Origin of the sequence: Pseudolysobacter antarcticus, assembly GCF_004168365.1 — a bacterium.
Taxonomy (GTDB): domain Bacteria; phylum Pseudomonadota; class Gammaproteobacteria; order Xanthomonadales; family Rhodanobacteraceae; genus Pseudolysobacter; species Pseudolysobacter antarcticus.
Genome location: NZ_CP035704.1, coordinates 2,131,986 through 2,147,218 on the forward strand (window position 1 = coordinate 2,131,986; position 15,233 = coordinate 2,147,218).

Annotated in this window: 12 protein-coding genes; 11 read left to right on the plus strand and 1 reads right to left on the minus strand. The window is 58.5% G+C overall.

Annotated elements, in window-relative coordinates:
• Positions 1-37: 37 nt before the first annotated feature.
• The 4 genes from dnaK (at position 38) to dapB (ending at position 4,627) form a co-directional block, all read left to right on the plus strand.
• A complete protein-coding gene (dnaK, locus tag ELE36_RS09080; RefSeq protein ID WP_129832758.1) occupies positions 38-1,951 on the plus strand; it encodes a molecular chaperone DnaK in 1,914 nt (637 codons plus the stop codon).
• Between the two features lie 70 nt (positions 1,952-2,021).
• A complete protein-coding gene (locus ELE36_RS09085; RefSeq protein ID WP_129832759.1) occupies positions 2,022-2,600 on the plus strand; it encodes a TMEM175 family protein in 579 nt (192 codons plus the stop codon).
• Positions 2,597-3,724, plus strand: coding sequence for a molecular chaperone DnaJ (gene dnaJ / locus ELE36_RS09090; RefSeq protein WP_129832760.1), 1,128 nt, complete (start codon positions 2,597-2,599; stop codon positions 3,722-3,724). The genes ELE36_RS09085 and dnaJ overlap by 4 nt, the downstream gene beginning before the upstream one ends.
• Positions 3,725-3,823: 99 nt before the next feature.
• Entirely contained in the window at positions 3,824-4,627 is an 804-nt protein-coding gene (gene dapB / locus ELE36_RS09095; RefSeq protein ID WP_129832761.1) for a 4-hydroxy-tetrahydrodipicolinate reductase, read from the plus strand.
• A gap of 22 nt (positions 4,628-4,649) precedes the next feature.
• Here dapB and ELE36_RS09100 read toward each other — a convergent pair whose 3' ends face one another.
• Positions 4,650-5,363: a 2OG-Fe(II) oxygenase gene (locus ELE36_RS09100; protein ID WP_129832762.1), complete on the minus strand. Its 714-nt coding sequence runs from the start codon at positions 5,361-5,363 to the stop codon at positions 4,650-4,652.
• Between the two features lie 320 nt (positions 5,364-5,683).
• On the opposite strand from ELE36_RS09100, the gene carA reads away from it, so the two are divergent.
• From carA to prfB, 7 genes are all read left to right on the plus strand, one after another.
• Entirely contained in the window at positions 5,684-6,823 is a 1,140-nt protein-coding gene (gene carA / locus ELE36_RS09105) for a glutamine-hydrolyzing carbamoyl-phosphate synthase small subunit (protein ID WP_129832763.1), read from the plus strand.
• 6 nt (positions 6,824-6,829) lie between these two features.
• Positions 6,830-7,291: an LSm family protein gene (locus ELE36_RS09110; protein WP_129832764.1), complete on the plus strand. Its 462-nt coding sequence runs from the start codon at positions 6,830-6,832 to the stop codon at positions 7,289-7,291.
• The gene (carB, locus tag ELE36_RS09115) at positions 7,275-10,505 is read left to right on the plus strand and encodes a carbamoyl-phosphate synthase large subunit (protein ID WP_129832765.1); all 3,231 of its coding nucleotides are present in this window, start codon (positions 7,275-7,277) and stop codon (positions 10,503-10,505) included. Before ELE36_RS09110 ends, carB begins: the two co-directional genes overlap by 17 nt.
• 130 nt (positions 10,506-10,635) lie before the next feature.
• Positions 10,636-11,115, plus strand: coding sequence for a transcription elongation factor GreA (gene greA, locus ELE36_RS09120; protein ID WP_129832766.1), 480 nt, complete (start codon positions 10,636-10,638; stop codon positions 11,113-11,115).
• A gap of 44 nt (positions 11,116-11,159) precedes the next feature.
• Positions 11,160-12,167, plus strand: coding sequence for a phosphoglycerate mutase (locus tag ELE36_RS09125; RefSeq protein WP_129832767.1), 1,008 nt, complete (start codon positions 11,160-11,162; stop codon positions 12,165-12,167).
• A gap of 48 nt (positions 12,168-12,215) precedes the next feature.
• The gene (gene recJ / locus ELE36_RS09130; protein ID WP_129832768.1) at positions 12,216-13,952 is read left to right on the plus strand and encodes a single-stranded-DNA-specific exonuclease RecJ; all 1,737 of its coding nucleotides are present in this window, start codon (positions 12,216-12,218) and stop codon (positions 13,950-13,952) included.
• Positions 13,953-14,092: 140 nt separating this feature from the next.
• A protein-coding gene (prfB, locus tag ELE36_RS09135) for a peptide chain release factor 2 (RefSeq protein ID WP_129832769.1) occupies positions 14,093-15,218 on the plus strand; the annotation gives its coding sequence in 2 pieces (ribosomal slippage) (positions 14,093-14,167 and positions 14,169-15,218; 1,125 coding nt in all).
• The last annotated feature ends 15 nt before the right edge of the window (positions 15,219-15,233 follow it).

Sequence of the window (15,233 nt, forward strand, 5' to 3'; positions counted from 1 at the left end):
CCAGATAAGGCCACAAGAATCTCGGGAGTAAAGTTTCATGGGCAAGATTATCGGTATCGATTTGGGCACCACCAATTCCTGCGTCGCCATTATTGAAGGCGGCGTTGCGCGCGTCATCGAAAACTCGGAAGGCGATCGCACCACGCCGTCCATCGTTGCGTTCAAGGACAGCGAGGTTCTGGTTGGCGCCACCGCCAAGCGCCAAGCGGTGACCAATTCGAAGAATACGCTGTCGGCAGTAAAGCGCCTGATCGGGCGCAAGTTCGCCGAAAAAGAAGTACAGAAAGACATCGGCCTCGTGCCGTACAAGATCGTGGCCGCCGATAACGGCGATGCCTGGGTCGAAGTCAACGGCCAGAAAATGGCGCCGCAGGAAATCTCGGCCAAAGTTCTGATGAAGATGAAGAAGACCGCCGAGGATTATCTCGGCGAGCCGGTCACCGAAGCGGTGATCACGGTGCCTGCGTATTTCAACGATGCGCAGCGCCAGGCAACCAAGGATGCCGGGCGTATCGCCGGTCTCGACGTCAAGCGCATCATCAACGAGCCGACCGCGGCGGCATTGGCTTACGGCATCGACAAGAAGGGCGGTGATCGCAAGATCGCAGTCTACGATCTGGGCGGCGGCACGTTCGACGTTTCGATCATCGAGATCGCCGAAGTCGATGGCGAGAAACAGTTCGAAGTGCTCGCAACCAACGGCGATACCTTCCTCGGCGGCGAAGATTTCGACAAGCGCCTGATCGATTATCTGGTCGAAGAGTTCAAGAAGGATCAGGGCATCGATCTGAAGAACGATTCGCTGGCATTGCAACGTCTGAAAGATGGTGCCGAGCGCGCCAAGATCGAGCTATCGTCGGCGCATCAGACCGAAGTCAATCTGCCCTACATCACCGCGGATTCGAGCGGCCCGAAGCATCTCAATATCAAGCTCACGCGCGCCAAGCTCGAATCGCTGGTCGATGAACTCATCAAGGCGACGATGGGACCGTGCCGCACTGCGATCACCGATGCCGGCCTGAAGGTTTCCGATGTCGATGAAGTGATCCTGGTTGGCGGTCAGACCCGCATGCCCAAAGTGCAGGAGGCGGTCAAGGAATTCTTCGGCAAGGAGCCGCGCAAGGATGTGAATCCGGATGAGGCCGTGGCACTCGGTGCGGCGATTCAGGGCGGCGTGCTGGCTGGCGACGTCAAGGATGTGTTGCTGCTCGACGTCACGCCGTTGTCGCTCGGTATCGAAACCGCCGGTGGCGTATTCACCAAGCTCATCGAGAAGAACACCACGATCCCGACCAAGGCCGCGCAGACGTTCTCGACTTACGAAGACAACCAGACCGCGGTAACCGTGCATGTGTTGCAGGGCGAACGCGAGCGCGCGAATGCGAACAAGTCGCTCGGCAAGTTCGATCTTTCTGGGATCGAATCGGCACCGCGCGGCCAGCCGCAAATCGAGGTTGGTTTCGACATCGACGCCAACGGCATTCTGCATGTGTCGGCCAAGGACAAGAAAACCGGCAAGGAGCAGCGCATCGAGATCAAGGGCAGCTCGGGTTTGTCCGAGGAAGAAATCCAGCGCATGGTGCGCGATGCCGAAGCCAATCGCGAGGACGACAAGCGTTTCCACGAGCTCGTCGCCACGCGCAACAAGGCCGATGCCCTCGTGCATTCGACTCGCGCTGCGTTGAAAGAACACGGCGGCAAGGTGCCGGGTGACATCGGTGCGATCGAAAAGGCTTTGTCGGATCTTGAAGGCGTGATGAAGGGCGACGATCAGGCAACGATCGAGGCCAAGACAGCCGCGCTCGAACAGGCCGCACAACCGCTGGCTGCGGCGGCATCTTCTGCCGGTCAGGGCGACGCGCATGAAGTACCGCCGGGTGCGACATCGGCGAAGAAAGAAGACGTTGTCGATGCCGAGTTCGAAGAAGTCAAAGACGACAAGAAAGGCTGATAGCGACTCAGGCAATACCAATGCAAGCGCCCACATGAGGGCGCTTGCTTGTTTTTGAGGCACGGGGCATATGGAAAAGGGACGACTGGAAGCATTCAGCGACGGCGTAATCGCCGTCATCATCACCATCATGGTGTTGGAGTTGAAGGTGCCGCAGCATGGCACTGACATCGCCGCGTTGCTGCCGTTGTTGCCGGTTTTCCTGAGCTATGTGCTGAGTTTCATTTACGTCGGCATTTACTGGAACAATCACCATCACCTGTTTTTTACCGCGAAAAAAATAAGCGGGCGGGTGATGTGGGCGAACTTGCATTTCCTGTTTTGGCTGTCGTTGTTTCCGTTCGTCACGGGCTGGATGAGCGAGAACCATGCGGATGCCGTGCCGACAGCGCTGTACGGATTTGTATTGTTCATGGCGGCGTTGGCGTTTCCAATTCTGTTGCGCCAGTTGATCGCCGTGAATGGCAGCGATTCGAAACTCGCACACGCCGTCGGCAATGATCTCAAGGGAAAAGTTTCGTTGCTGGGTTATGCGCTCGGCATTGGTTTGGCATTTGTCCAACCGTGGATTGCCGACGTGTTGTATGCGGCGGTTGCAATGATGTGGCTGGTGCCCGACACGCGTATCGAAAAGGTAGTTTCTGAATGAGCAAGCGTGATTATTACGAGATTCTGTGCGTCGAGCGCAGCGTCACTGACGGCGAGTTGAAAACCGCCTATCGCCGCATGGCGATGAAGTTTCATCCAGATCGTTGTCCGGACGATCCGGCCGCGCAGGAAAAATTCAAGGAAGCCAAGGAAGCCTACGAAATCCTCAGCGATGCGCAGAAGCGCGCGCTGTACGACCAGCACGGCCATGCCGCATTCGAGCACGGCACTGGCGGTCGTGGCGGTGGCGGATTTCAGGGTGACGTCGGCGATATTTTTGGCGACATCTTCGGCGATATTTTCGGCGGTGGCGGACGCGCGCGACAGCAGCGTCGCGGCTCCGATCTGCGTTATGTACTCGAGATCGATCTCGAAGAAGCCGTGTTCGGTGTGCAAAAGGAAATCGAAATTCCGACCCTGGCCAGTTGCGGCAAATGCAAAGGCAGCGGCTCGGAAGACGGCAAGGTCGATACCTGCAAAACCTGCCGCGGCCAGGGCCGCGTGCGCATGCAGCAGGGCATTTTTTCGCTGCAACAGGCATGCCCACATTGCGCCGGCAGCGGCAAGGCGATCACCAAACCGTGCAAGACCTGTCACGGCGAAGGTCGCGTGCAGGATGAAAAAACTCTTTCGGTAAAAATTCCGGCGGGCGTGGATAACGGCGATCGCATTCGCCTCACTGGCGAAGGCGAAGCCGGCCCATCGGGTGCGCCAGCCGGCGATCTGTTCGTCGAAGTCAGTGTACGCGAGCACAAGATTTTCCAGCGCGAAGGCGATGATCTGTTTTGCGAAGCACCGATCCGTTTCTCGCAGGCCGCACTCGGCAGCGAGTTGAACGTGCCGACGCTGGAAGGCGATACCGTGATCAAGATTCCGGCTGAAACGCAGACCGGCATGCTTTTCCGTCTGCGTGGCAAGGGCGTGAAGTCCGTGCGCAGTTCACGCACCGGCGACTTGATCTGCCGCGTTGTGGTCGAGACACCAGTCAAGTTGACCAAACGCCAACGCGAACTGCTCGAAGAGTTCGAGTCGAGTTTCGCTGATAGTCCTGGCGGCACTCATACGCCGCGCGCAAGTTCGTTCGTCGATGGCGTCAAGGAATTCTGGAATCGCATGACCGGCTGAGTTTCTACCGCAAGTGGGAAACTCCAGCCGTTCCCGAAAGCGCCCGAATGACGCATCATGGCGACTTCGGCGCGCGGTGGCGGCCGGCAAGGGAACAGCATGATCGATCCAATCAGAGTTGCCGTATTTGGCGCATCGGGGCGCATGGGCGCGGCGTTGATGCGCGCCACCGTCGCCACGCCACGAGTGCAATTGGTCGCCGCGCTGGTGCGCGCGGGTTCGGTGCAAGCCGATGCCGTTGTATCGAGTCTGCATGGTGGCGCCGCCGAATCCATGTGTTTTTCCGAATCGCTAAGTGCCGCGGCGGATGTGTTGATCGATTTCAGCGCCGCGAGCGCGTTCGATCAGGCGCTCGCCATCGCGCTCGAACACAAGATCGCGCTGGTCAGCGGCACTACCGGCTTGAGCGAAACTCAATACCAGACCTTGCATGCCGCCGCGCGGGAAATCCCGATTTTATGGGCGTCGAATTTCAGCCTCGGCATTGCCATGCTCACGCGCCTGGCGCGTGATGCGGCGAAGGCGCTGGCGGATTGGGATTGCGAAATCAGCGAAGCGCATCACCGCCACAAGCAGGACGCCCCATCGGGCACCGCGTTGAGTATCGGTGATGCGATTGCCAAGGCGCGCGCTAGCACGCTGGACGATTCTGCGATTTATGCGCGCACCGCAAAATCCGGCGCACGCAAGGCGGGCGAGATTGGATTTTCAGTCGTGCGCGGTGGCGATATCGTCGGTGAACACACCGTGTTTTTGATCGGCGAGGGCGAGCGCATTGAGCTCACCCATCGCGCTCAGAGTCGAGATATTTTCGCCGCCGGTGCGGTGCGCGCTGCAGCCTGGCTGGCTGGGCGCACCCCAGGGGTTTACACCATCGAAAATGTACTTGGATTGAGTGACTGAGTTTCTCGATCACTCTGTCCATTCAGTCCAGATGCCCCGCGTTGTTCTTGCGCTTCGCGCCCCAGCGTTTATCCAGCCCGCCGAACAGTTTTTTGAATAGTCGCGAGAATTTTCCGCGCTGGGTCTTGCGCAGTTTTTCGTCTTCGCTGGTGAGCCACGCGACCTGGATCACGCGACGTTCGCCTTCGAACGGCAAATGGCCGTGGTAGGAATTGTCAGCGCGTTTGAACACCACGAAATTTCCGTAGACCGGTTTTACTTCGGGCGTGACCAGCGCATCGATATCGTCTTTTTTCGCGAGAAAGCGCAGGCAGCCGGCGCTGGTCTCCGGCCACGATTCGTTGAGATAGAGTAGGGCGGTCGCAATCTTCGATTTGCTGTCGGTGTGGATCGTGCCGTGACGTTTGTTGAGCGCGCGGCACAACGTTACCAGCGTCGGAAATTGTCCGAGATTCTCGATGCCGAGTTTTGCGCCGATGCTGCTGGCGATCGCCGGATTGGTCAGCTCGGCTACCAGCTGCTGCACTGATGGCCCGCAATCTTTCGTTTCATAAGGGAAAAATCCGGCGCTCGGATAACGTGGAAAATCGCGGTCGAGCTCGCTCGCCGCTGCGCGCGGCAATTGCTCGTGCGCGATCAGGAACGCAAATGGCTCGTGAGTGAGAATGCTGTCGGCACGATCGAGCCTTTTCGGATCGATCAAGGTCGCAGTGGAATCAGTGTTTTGGTTTGGCATGATCGAGGGCAGGAAATGCGGTGCAGCTATTCTAACGCCGCAGTGGCATAGGTTGTGATGACGATAACGATGGCCCGGAAAGCCTGATTCCTGCGCGGTTTTCAAGTTCGATATCGAAGCTTTTATCCATGGAGTTATGGACAATCGAGGCCTTCGCGCCTATCATTCGTACTCGCCTGCACCCCATATTCCCTCGTCCACGGACTGGTTGGCACCAGCCCGCGATATAGCGCGCCCCCGAGCTTCGTCCACGACGGTTTTTGCTGTCGGCGGAGCGGTCAGCGCAAATCGTTTGGACGCCTGATTAGGCGATTAGATTAGTGAACACTGAAGCACTCCTTGCACTCGAAGACGGCAGTCTGTTCCGTGGCATTTCCATCGGCGCGGAGGGAGCAACCAGTGGTGAGGTCGTATTCAACACGGCCATGACCGGTTATCAGGAAATCCTGACCGACCCTTCCTACGCGCAGCAAATTGTCACGCTGACGTATCCGCATATCGGCAACACTGGCTGCAATGTGGTCGATGAAGAATCGACAGCTGTGCAAACCGCCGGACTCATCATTCGCGATCTACCGTTGCGCGCCAGCAATTGGCGCAGCACCGAAACCCTGCAGGATTATCTGCGTCGCCACAACATCGTCGCGATTGCGGACATCGACACGCGTCGCCTCACGCGCATCCTGCGCGACAAGGGTGCGCAGAACGGTTGCATACTCGCGGGCGCTGATATTTCCGACGAACGCGCGCTGGCTGCGGCGCGCGCGTTCCCGGGCCTCAAGGGCATGGATCTCGCCAAGGTCGTCAGCACCACCGCCAGCTATCGCTGGCACGAGGGTAGTTATGATCTCGACAAAACGTCGTTCGTGTCGACGCCGGTCAAACATCATGTCGTTGCTTATGATTTCGGTATCAAGCGCAACATCCTGCGCATGCTTGCCGATCGCGGCTGCGAAATTACCGTGGTGCCGGCACAGACCTCGGCGCGCGATGTGCTGGCACTAAAACCCGATGGCGTGTTTCTGTCGAACGGCCCGGGCGATCCGGAGCCTTGCGATTACGCGGTCGCTGCGATCCGCGAATTCATCGCAATGAGGATTCCAACGTTCGGCATCTGCCTAGGTCACCAACTTCTCGGACTCGCGGTCGGCGCCAAAACCATCAAGATGAAATTCGGCCACCACGGCGCTAATCATCCGGTGATCGACCTGGCTTCGGGCCACGTCATGATATCGAGTCAGAATCATGGTTTTGCCGTGGACGAGGCGACCTTGCCGAGCAACGTCAAGGCCACGCATCGCTCGCTGTTCGACGGCTCGCTGCAAGGCATTGCATTGCTCGATGTACCTGCCTACAGTTTTCAGGGGCACCCTGAAGCGAGCCCCGGTCCGCGCGATGTTGCCGCGGTGTTTGATCCATTCATTCGACACATGGAGGCGCGGGCAAGTTTGTCCGTGTAATCACGCATGAATTTTCGTTCCGCTCATATCGCCAGGTTTCGCCGCGCCGGTTTCGCCTTAGCCACGCTGTTGCTGATGACTGTACCCGTGGTTTTGCTCGCGCAAAAGACACCGCCGACAACACCCAAGCAAAATGCCGCGGCAGATGATGCCGCCACCGCCGCGCCGTCCACCGCGAGCAAGGCAAATTCGCGCAGCGCCTTGAACGAGCGCCAGGTACCGTTTGAAGAATTGAAAAATCGCATCGGTCAGCGCGTGATCATCCGCACTGTCTACAACACTGTGCGCAGCGGCGTCCTTACGGCGTACGACAACACCTCGCTCGACATCACGACCGACAAGGCACAGGGCGGCTTTTCCCTGAGCGTGCCGCGTGAAACGATCAAGACTGTCAGCATCATGCTCGAACAAATCAACGACGACCCCCTTTTCCCGACTGCAGGCAAGCCCGGTGCCAAAAAGAACTGATCTCAAGTCCATCCTGATCATTGGCGCTGGCCCGATCATCATCGGCCAGGCCTGCGAGTTCGATTATTCCGGCGCGCAAGCCTGCAAGGCGCTGAAAGAGGAAGGCTATCGCGTCATCCTGGTCAACTCGAATCCGGCCACGATCATGACCGATCCCGACACCGCCGATGCGGTGTATATCGAGCCGATCAACTGGACCACGGTCGAGCGCATCATCGCCAAAGAGCGGCCGGATGCGCTGCTGCCGACGATGGGCGGCCAGACCGGTTTGAATTGCGCGCTCGATCTCGCCGATAACGGCGTGCTCGAAAAATACGGCGTGGAATTGATCGGCGCGTCACCCACTGCGATTCGCCTCGCCGAAGATCGTGCCTTGTTTCGTCAGGCGATGATCGAGATCGGTCTCGACGTACCTGCCGCCGAAGTCGCGCGCAGTCTCGAACAGGCGCTGGATATTCAGACGCGCGTCGGTTTCCCGACCATCATTCGTCCGAGCTTTACCTTGGGCGGATCAGGCGGCGGCATTGCCTACAATCGCGAGGAATTCATCGAGATTATCAAACGCGGTCTCGAACTTTCACCGGTGCACGAAGTGCTGGTCGAAGAGTCGGTGCTCGGCTGGAAAGAATTCGAAATGGAAGTCGTGCGCGACAGCGCCGACAACTGCATCATCGTCTGTTCGATCGAAAATCTCGATCCGATGGGCGTGCATACCGGTGACTCGATTACCGTGGCGCCGGCGCAAACCCTGACCGACAAGGAATACCAGCGCCTGCGCGATGCGTCGATCGCCGTGCTGCGCAAAATCGGCGTCGCGACTGGCGGCTCGAACGTGCAGTTTGGCGTCAACGCGCAGGACGGCCGTGTCGTCGTTATCGAAATGAATCCGCGCGTTTCGCGTTCGTCTGCGCTGGCGTCGAAAGCGACGGGTTTTCCGATTGCGAAAGTCGCTGCCAAACTCGCGGTCGGTTACACGCTGGATGAATTGCGCAACGAGATTACCGGTGGTTTGACGCCGACTTCGTTCGAACCAAGCATCGATTACGTCGTCACCAAGATTCCGCGTTTTGCGTTCGAGAAATTTCCGACCGCCGATGCGCGCCTGACCACGCAGATGAAATCGGTCGGCGAAGTCATGGCGATCGGCCGCACCTTCCAGGAATCGTTGCAGAAAGCGTTGCGCGGTCTGGAAATCGGTCGTGATGGACTCAATCCGACCGGTCTGGATCTGAGCACAGAAGAAGGCGTGATCACGCTCAAGCGCGAACTGCGCGAGCCGAGTCCCGAACGCTTGTTTTATGTCGCCGATGCGTTTCGTATCGGACTGACCTTGCCGCAAGTATTCGATCTGACGTTCATCGATCCGTGGTTCCTCGCGCAGATTGAAGATCTTGTCAGCACCGAAAAAACCATCGCTGATCAAGGTCTCGCGGCGGTCGATGCCTTGCGCATGCGCGCGCTGAAGCGCAAGGGCTTTTCCGATTCGCGTCTCGCCACCTTGCTCGGCACCGATGAAAACGCGATGCGTCATTTGCGCCGCGCGTTTAATGTGCGTCCGGTCTACAAACGCGTCGATTCGTGCGCTGCAGAATTCGCCACGCAAACCGCGTATCTCTATTCGACCTACGAAGAAGAGTGCGAGGCCAATCCGACCAGCCGCGACAAGATCGTCGTGCTCGGCGGCGGCCCGAATCGCATCGGTCAGGGCATCGAGTTCGATTATTGCTGCGTGCATGCCGCAATGGCGCTGCGCGAAGATGGCTATGAAACCATCATGGTCAACTGCAATCCGGAAACCGTCTCCACCGATTACGACACGTCAGATCGTTTGTATTTCGAATCGGTCACGCTCGAAGACGTGCTTGAAATCATCGACAAGGAAAAACCCAAGGGCGTGATCGTGCAATACGGCGGGCAGACGCCGCTGAAACTTGCGCGCGCACTCGAAGCCAATGGCGTGCCGGTGATCGGTACGTCGCCAGACTCGATCGATCTCGCCGAAGACCGCGAACGCTTCCAGAAAATGGTCGAGAAACTTGGCCTCAATCAGCCGCCGAATCGTACCGCGCGCAATCCCGACGAAGCTTTCGCGCTCGCGCGCGAGATCGGCTATCCGCTCGTCGTGCGTCCGAGTTACGTGCTTGGCGGCCGTGCGATGGAAGTGGTGTACGCCGACAGCGATCTGAAGCGCTACATGACCGACGCGGTGCGCGTGTCGAACGATTCGCCGGTCTTGCTCGACCGCTTTCTCGACAACGCGACCGAGGTCGATGTCGATATCGTGTGCGACGATACCGGTGCGGTTTTGATCGGCGGCATCATGGAACACATTGAGGAAGCCGGCGTGCATTCGGGTGATTCGAGTTGTTCGTTGCCGCCGTATTCGCTCTCGCTGGCGATCCAGGATCAGTTGCGCACGCAGGTGACGCAGATGGCGCGTGAGCTGAAAGTCATCGGCCTCATGAATACGCAGTTCGCGATTCAGGGCGAGAAGATTTTTATTCTCGAAGTAAATCCGCGGGCATCGCGCACGGTGCCGTTCGTGTCCAAAGCTACCGGAGTTTCGCTGGCGAAAATCGCAGCGCGCTGCATGGTCGGAAAATCGCTCGCCGAGCAGGGCACCACGGTCGAGATGATCCCGCAATATTTTTCGGTGAAAGAAGCGATCTTCCCGTTTCTCAAATTCCAGAACGTCGATCCGATCCTCGGCCCGGAGATGCGTTCGACTGGCGAGGTGATGGGCGTTGGTCGCAGTTTCGGTGCAGCGTTTGCGCGGGCGCACGAGGCGGCGAATATTGCGGCACCGAAAGTCGGCAAGGCATTCTTGAGCGTGCGTGATGGCGACAAGGAACGCCTGTTGCCCGTCGCGCGTGAGTTGCTGCGGCGCGGCTTCAGTCTGGTTGCGACCAGCGGTACGAGTGCGTTTCTGGCCGAGAATGGCCTGGTTTGCGAACGCATCAACAAGGTGCTTGAAGGGCGTCCGCATATCGTCGATCGGATCAAGAACGGCGAGATCGTTTTTATCGTCAATACAACCGAAGGCAAGCAGGCGATTTCCGATTCGTTCTCAATCCGTCGCGGCGCGTTGCAACAGCGTGTGACTTATTCGACGACGATCGCCGGTGCTCGTGCCTTGCTGCATTCGCTGGATTTCCGCGACAGCGGCGAGGTCAATTCGCTGCAGGAATTGCACCGCGAACTTGCCGGTCAATAACAGCCGCGCGGCAACCGCAGCGCCGCGCTGCCAACTCGCTTACAATCGGCTTTGTTGTTACGGATCGAGCACGCACCGCGATGCACGATCCGTGTGTATTTGTCACTCATAAAAGTTTGTCGAGATCACCATGAAAAGAGCACCGTTGACACAAAAAGGCGTCGAGCGCCTGCGCGCCGAACTCGATCGATTGAAGACCACCGATCGCCCGCAAGTGATCGCGCATATCGCTGAGGCGCGTGCACATGGCGACCTCAAGGAAAACGCCGAGTATCACGCCGCGCGCGAGCAGCAGGGTTTCATCGAGGGCCGCATCCAGGAGCTCGAAGCGGCATTGTCGTACGCCGAAGTGATCGACATCAGCAAGCTCAACGCGGGTTCGCGCATCGTGTTCGGTGCGACCGTCGATCTGCTCGAAGAAGGTGCAGAGAAGGAAGTCACCTACCAAATTGTTGGCGACCTCGAAGCCGATATCAAACGTTCGCTGATCTCGGTCAGCTCGCCGTTTGCGCGCGCGATGATCGGTAAACACGATGGTGATACGGTGGAGTTTCAGGCGCCGAGCGGCTTGAAGACTTACGAAATTGTCGGTGTGCGTTACGAGGGCTGAGCGATCCGCTGACAGCCGAATGTATTTCGCAGCAAGGCGCTGATGTGCTGTATCTGTTGCTGCCGAACAAACACCGCTGCGCTGCCGATCCCGTTCTGGCGAAAGGCACGCTGTCGCGCTGGTTATCCCTAGGCAATCAGCAGCCGGTTCTGACGGGCGGACGCGAAGCGATTCTGCGCCAGCGATTTCAGTTCAACGGATCACAATTCCCGGTTGCTGCACTGACGCGCGAACTCGACAAAAACGACGCCGGCAAGCACCTGTGGCTGCGGGCCGATCCAGCCTATGTTCGTGCCGACATGGCCGCTGCGCGTATGCTCGCTTGCGGTGAGCTCGGGCTTACACAAGACGAGGCGGACATGCTCGGCGCCAGCCTGCAGCCGTTGTTCGACGAGCACGGTTTGGTGCTCGAAACCACGACATCATCGCGCTGGTATCTGCGTTGTCCCGCAACCGAATCCTTGCCTGAATTTGCGGCGCCGGATGCAGTGCTCGGCGATGATCTCTATCTGCATATGCCCAGCGGCGATCTCGGCAAGCGCTGGCGACGGTTGCTCAGCGAAGTACAAATTACTCTGCACAACCATCCGCTCAACGCGGTTCGTGCGACACGCGGACAAGTGCCGATCAACAGCCTTTGGTTCTGGGGCGCCGGCGTGTTGCCCGCGTCGATAAAGACGGATTTGAATCGCGTGATCAGCAATGACGAGGTCGTTCTCGCGTTGGCAACGCACGCGCAGATTGTTGCGCAGAATTTGCCGGATAATCGCAGCGAAATTATTGCGACGTTGGCGCGCGAAGAGTCGGTACTACTTGATCTCGGCGAAATGCGCGACGGCGCTGCGATCGAGCGCGAATGGTTAATGCCACTTGCCACTGCGTTGAAAAACGGGTCGATCACGGCGATTCAATTATTGTTCGCCAGCGGTGAATCCTGCGTCGCGCGTGCGGCGCATCGCTGGCGTTTTTGGCGCCGCATTCAAGCGCTGCAAACAATCTCGGATGTCGATGAAATCGCGTCGATCATGGGCAGCAACGATGCTTCCGGCTGATACGTTTGCGCGCCGATGTGGTGGTCGTCTGCGTCGACGGATCGCACAATGAGTATCACGCGGATTCAGCGCAGAGCAGTATCAGGGGAGTCGCACGGCTGGCCTGAAAATATCCATCCGGTATTGCGCCGCATCTACGCTGCGCGTGGCGCGCTGCATCCGGGCGATGTCGAATATCGGCTGGCCGCATTGCATACGCCACAAACATTGTCGGGCATCGCTGCCGCTTGCGAGTTGCTGGCAAATGCATTGCGCGATGACAGACGCATCGTCATCGTTGGTGACTTCGATGCCGATGGCGCGACCGGCACCGCTGTGGCGATTCGCGGCTTGCGTGCGCTCGGCGCGCGGCACGTGAGTTATCAGGTGCCGAATCGTTTTACGCACGGTTACGGATTAAGTCCGGCGCTGGTCGAAACCTTGCTGCCGCAGAAACCCGATCTGATCATCACCGTCGACAACGGCATCGCCAGTCTGCCCGGCGTGGCGCTCGCCAAAAGTCATGGCATCGCGGTGCTGATTACCGATCATCATCTGCCCGGTCTGCAGTTGCCGATCGCCGATGCGATCGTCAATCCGAATCTCGAAAAAGACCAGTTTCCAAGTAAGGCATTGTGCGGTGTCGGTGTGATGTTTTATTTGTTGCTGGCTTTGCGCACGTACTTGCGCAACGGTGGCTGGTTTATATTACGAAGCATTGTCGAGCCCGATCTTTCGGTGTTGCTGGATCTGGTCGCGCTGGGCACGGTGGCCGATCTCGTCTCGCTGGATTTCAATAATCGCATTCTGGTCGAATCTGGCCTAAAGCGCATTCGCGCCGGGCGCGGTTGTGCAGGCGTGCGCGCGTTGATCGATGTCAGCAATCGGCGCGTGCAGGCGATCACTGCCGCCGATCTCGGATTTGCCCTCGCGCCGCGCATCAACGCCGCCGGTCGGCTCGAAGACATGGCGCTCGGCATCGAATGCCTGATTACCGACGATGCGATGCGCGCACAGGCGCTGGCCGAACAGCTATCTGCGATCAATACCGAGCGCCGCGAATTGCAGGTCACGATGGTGGAGCAGGGCGAGGCTCTGGTTGCACGCTGGCGCGCCGCGCACGGTGCGGACACGCTGCCGGTCGGCGTGTGTTTGTTCGAGCAGGATTGGCATCCTGGCGTGGTCGGTCTGGTCGCATCACGCTTGAAGGAATCGTTGCACCGACCGGTAGTCGCGTGTGCTCCTGCGGGCGATGACAGCGATGAGTTGCGCGCGTCGGCGCGATCGATTCCGGGGTTTCACATTCGTGATGCGCTGGCCGAAGTGGATGCGCGCCATCCGGATTTGATCCTGCGTTTCGGCGGTCATGCGATGGCTGCGGGATTGAGTTTGCGCGCGCACAATCTGCACAAATTTGCGGCAGCGTTTGATGCAGTCGCGCAAGAACGTCTGGCGCCGGAACAACTCGAAGCGGTGATGTTGAGTGATGGTGAACTTCGTGCCGAAGATTGCACGCTCGATCTCGCGCAGCAACTGCGTTATGCCGGACCGTGGGGCCAGAATTTCCCGGAACCCATTTTCGATGGCGAGTTCAGTGTGGAGTCGTGGCGCGTCGTCGGTGAAACGCATCTACGTCTGAAGCTGAAAGCGGTTTCTGGTGCAGCCGCGATTGACGGAATCCTGTTCGGTGGCTATCGCGGCAGTCCGCCGCCCGCACGGCTGCGCGCTGCTTACCAACTCGATATCAACGATTGGCGTGGCGAGAGCAGCGTGCAGTTATTACTGCGGCATATCGAGACGACATAGCAGCATTTTTGCGATAAGCGACGGCACAGCGCCGGCAGCTCAATGCCGCGCTGAAAAGAGTTCTGCAAAAGTTTGCTCTCTCGCTGGCGGGGTGGATTTGCTAAGATACCGAATCCATATTGCATTGCAGCGAAACCGCCATGATCGAGACCAATCCCATCCGTTTCCGCATCGACGACCTGGTCAGCCGGGTTGCCTCGTTACGGGGGTATCTTTGACTTCGATGTCAAAGCCGAGCGGCTTGAAGAAGTCACACGCGAACTCGAAAGTCCCACTGTCTGGGAAAACCCGCAGCGCGCGCAAGAATTAGGCAAGGAGCGCGCGCAGCTTGAGCGTGTTGTCGGCGGCATTCGTACGCTGACCGAGGCGCTGCATGACGCAGGTGAGTTGCTCGATTTGGGTATCGCCGAAGAAGACGAAGATACGATCAGGTCCGTCGCCGACGATGTCGAGACGCAGGCGGCACACGTCGAGAAACTGGAATTTCGCCGCATGTTTTCCGGCAAGATGGATGCGCACAACGCGTTCGTCGATGTGCAGGCAGGTGCCGGTGGCACCGAGGCGCAGGACTGGGCGGAAATCTTGCTGCGCATGTATTTGCGCTGGTGCGAAAACAAGGGCTGGAAAGCCGAGCTACTAGAAGTCAGCGCAGGTGAAGTTGCAGGCATCAAGAGCGCGACTTTCAGTGTCGAAGGCGAATACGCCTACGGCTGGCTCAAGACCGAAATCGGCGTGCATCGCCTCGTGCGCAAGTCGCCCTTCGATTCGGACAATCGCCGCCACACGTCGTTCTCGTCGATCTTTGTCAGCCCCGAAGTGGATGACGAAATCGAGATCGATATCAATCCTGCCGATCTCAAAACCGACGTCTATCGCTCATCCGGCGCGGGTGGTCAGCACGTCAACAAGACCGAATCCGCGGTGCGTATTACGCACGTGCCGACCAACACGGTGGTGGCGTGCCAGACCGAACGTTCGCAGCACGCCAACCGCGATCGCGCGATGAAACAACTCAAGGCTAAGCTGTACGAACTCGAAGTGCAGAAGCGCAATGTCGAGAAAGACGCGCTCGAAGCAACCAAGTCGGATATCGGCTGGGGCAGCCAGATTCGCTCGTACGTGCTGGATCAATCGCGCATCAAGGATTTGCGCACCGGTGTCGAGCGCACCGACACGCAAAAAGTGCTGGATGGCGATCTCGATGAATTTATCGAAGCGAGTCTGAAAACAGGTTTGGAAGCGGGTGCGAAGCGAGTGAATCAATAATGATTTTTATCGGGA

Excerpts from the sequence above, each read along its gene's own strand:
- dnaK (WP_129832758.1), top strand. The coding sequence starts at position 38 with ATGGGCAAGATTATCGGTATCGATTTGGGCACCACCAATTCCTGCGTC.
- ELE36_RS09085 (WP_129832759.1), top strand. The coding sequence starts at position 2,022 with ATGGAAAAGGGACGACTGGAAGCATTCAGCGACGGCGTAATCGCCGTC.
- dnaJ (WP_129832760.1), top strand. The coding sequence starts at position 2,597 with ATGAGCAAGCGTGATTATTACGAGATTCTGTGCGTCGAGCGCAGCGTC.
- dapB (WP_129832761.1), top strand. The coding sequence starts at position 3,824 with ATGATCGATCCAATCAGAGTTGCCGTATTTGGCGCATCGGGGCGCATG.
- ELE36_RS09100 (WP_129832762.1), bottom strand. The coding sequence starts at position 5,363 with ATGCCAAACCAAAACACTGATTCCACTGCGACCTTGATCGATCCGAAA.
- ELE36_RS09110 (WP_129832764.1), top strand. The coding sequence starts at position 6,830 with ATGAATTTTCGTTCCGCTCATATCGCCAGGTTTCGCCGCGCCGGTTTC.
- greA (WP_129832766.1), top strand. The coding sequence starts at position 10,636 with ATGAAAAGAGCACCGTTGACACAAAAAGGCGTCGAGCGCCTGCGCGCC.
- recJ (WP_129832768.1), top strand. The coding sequence starts at position 12,216 with ATGAGTATCACGCGGATTCAGCGCAGAGCAGTATCAGGGGAGTCGCAC.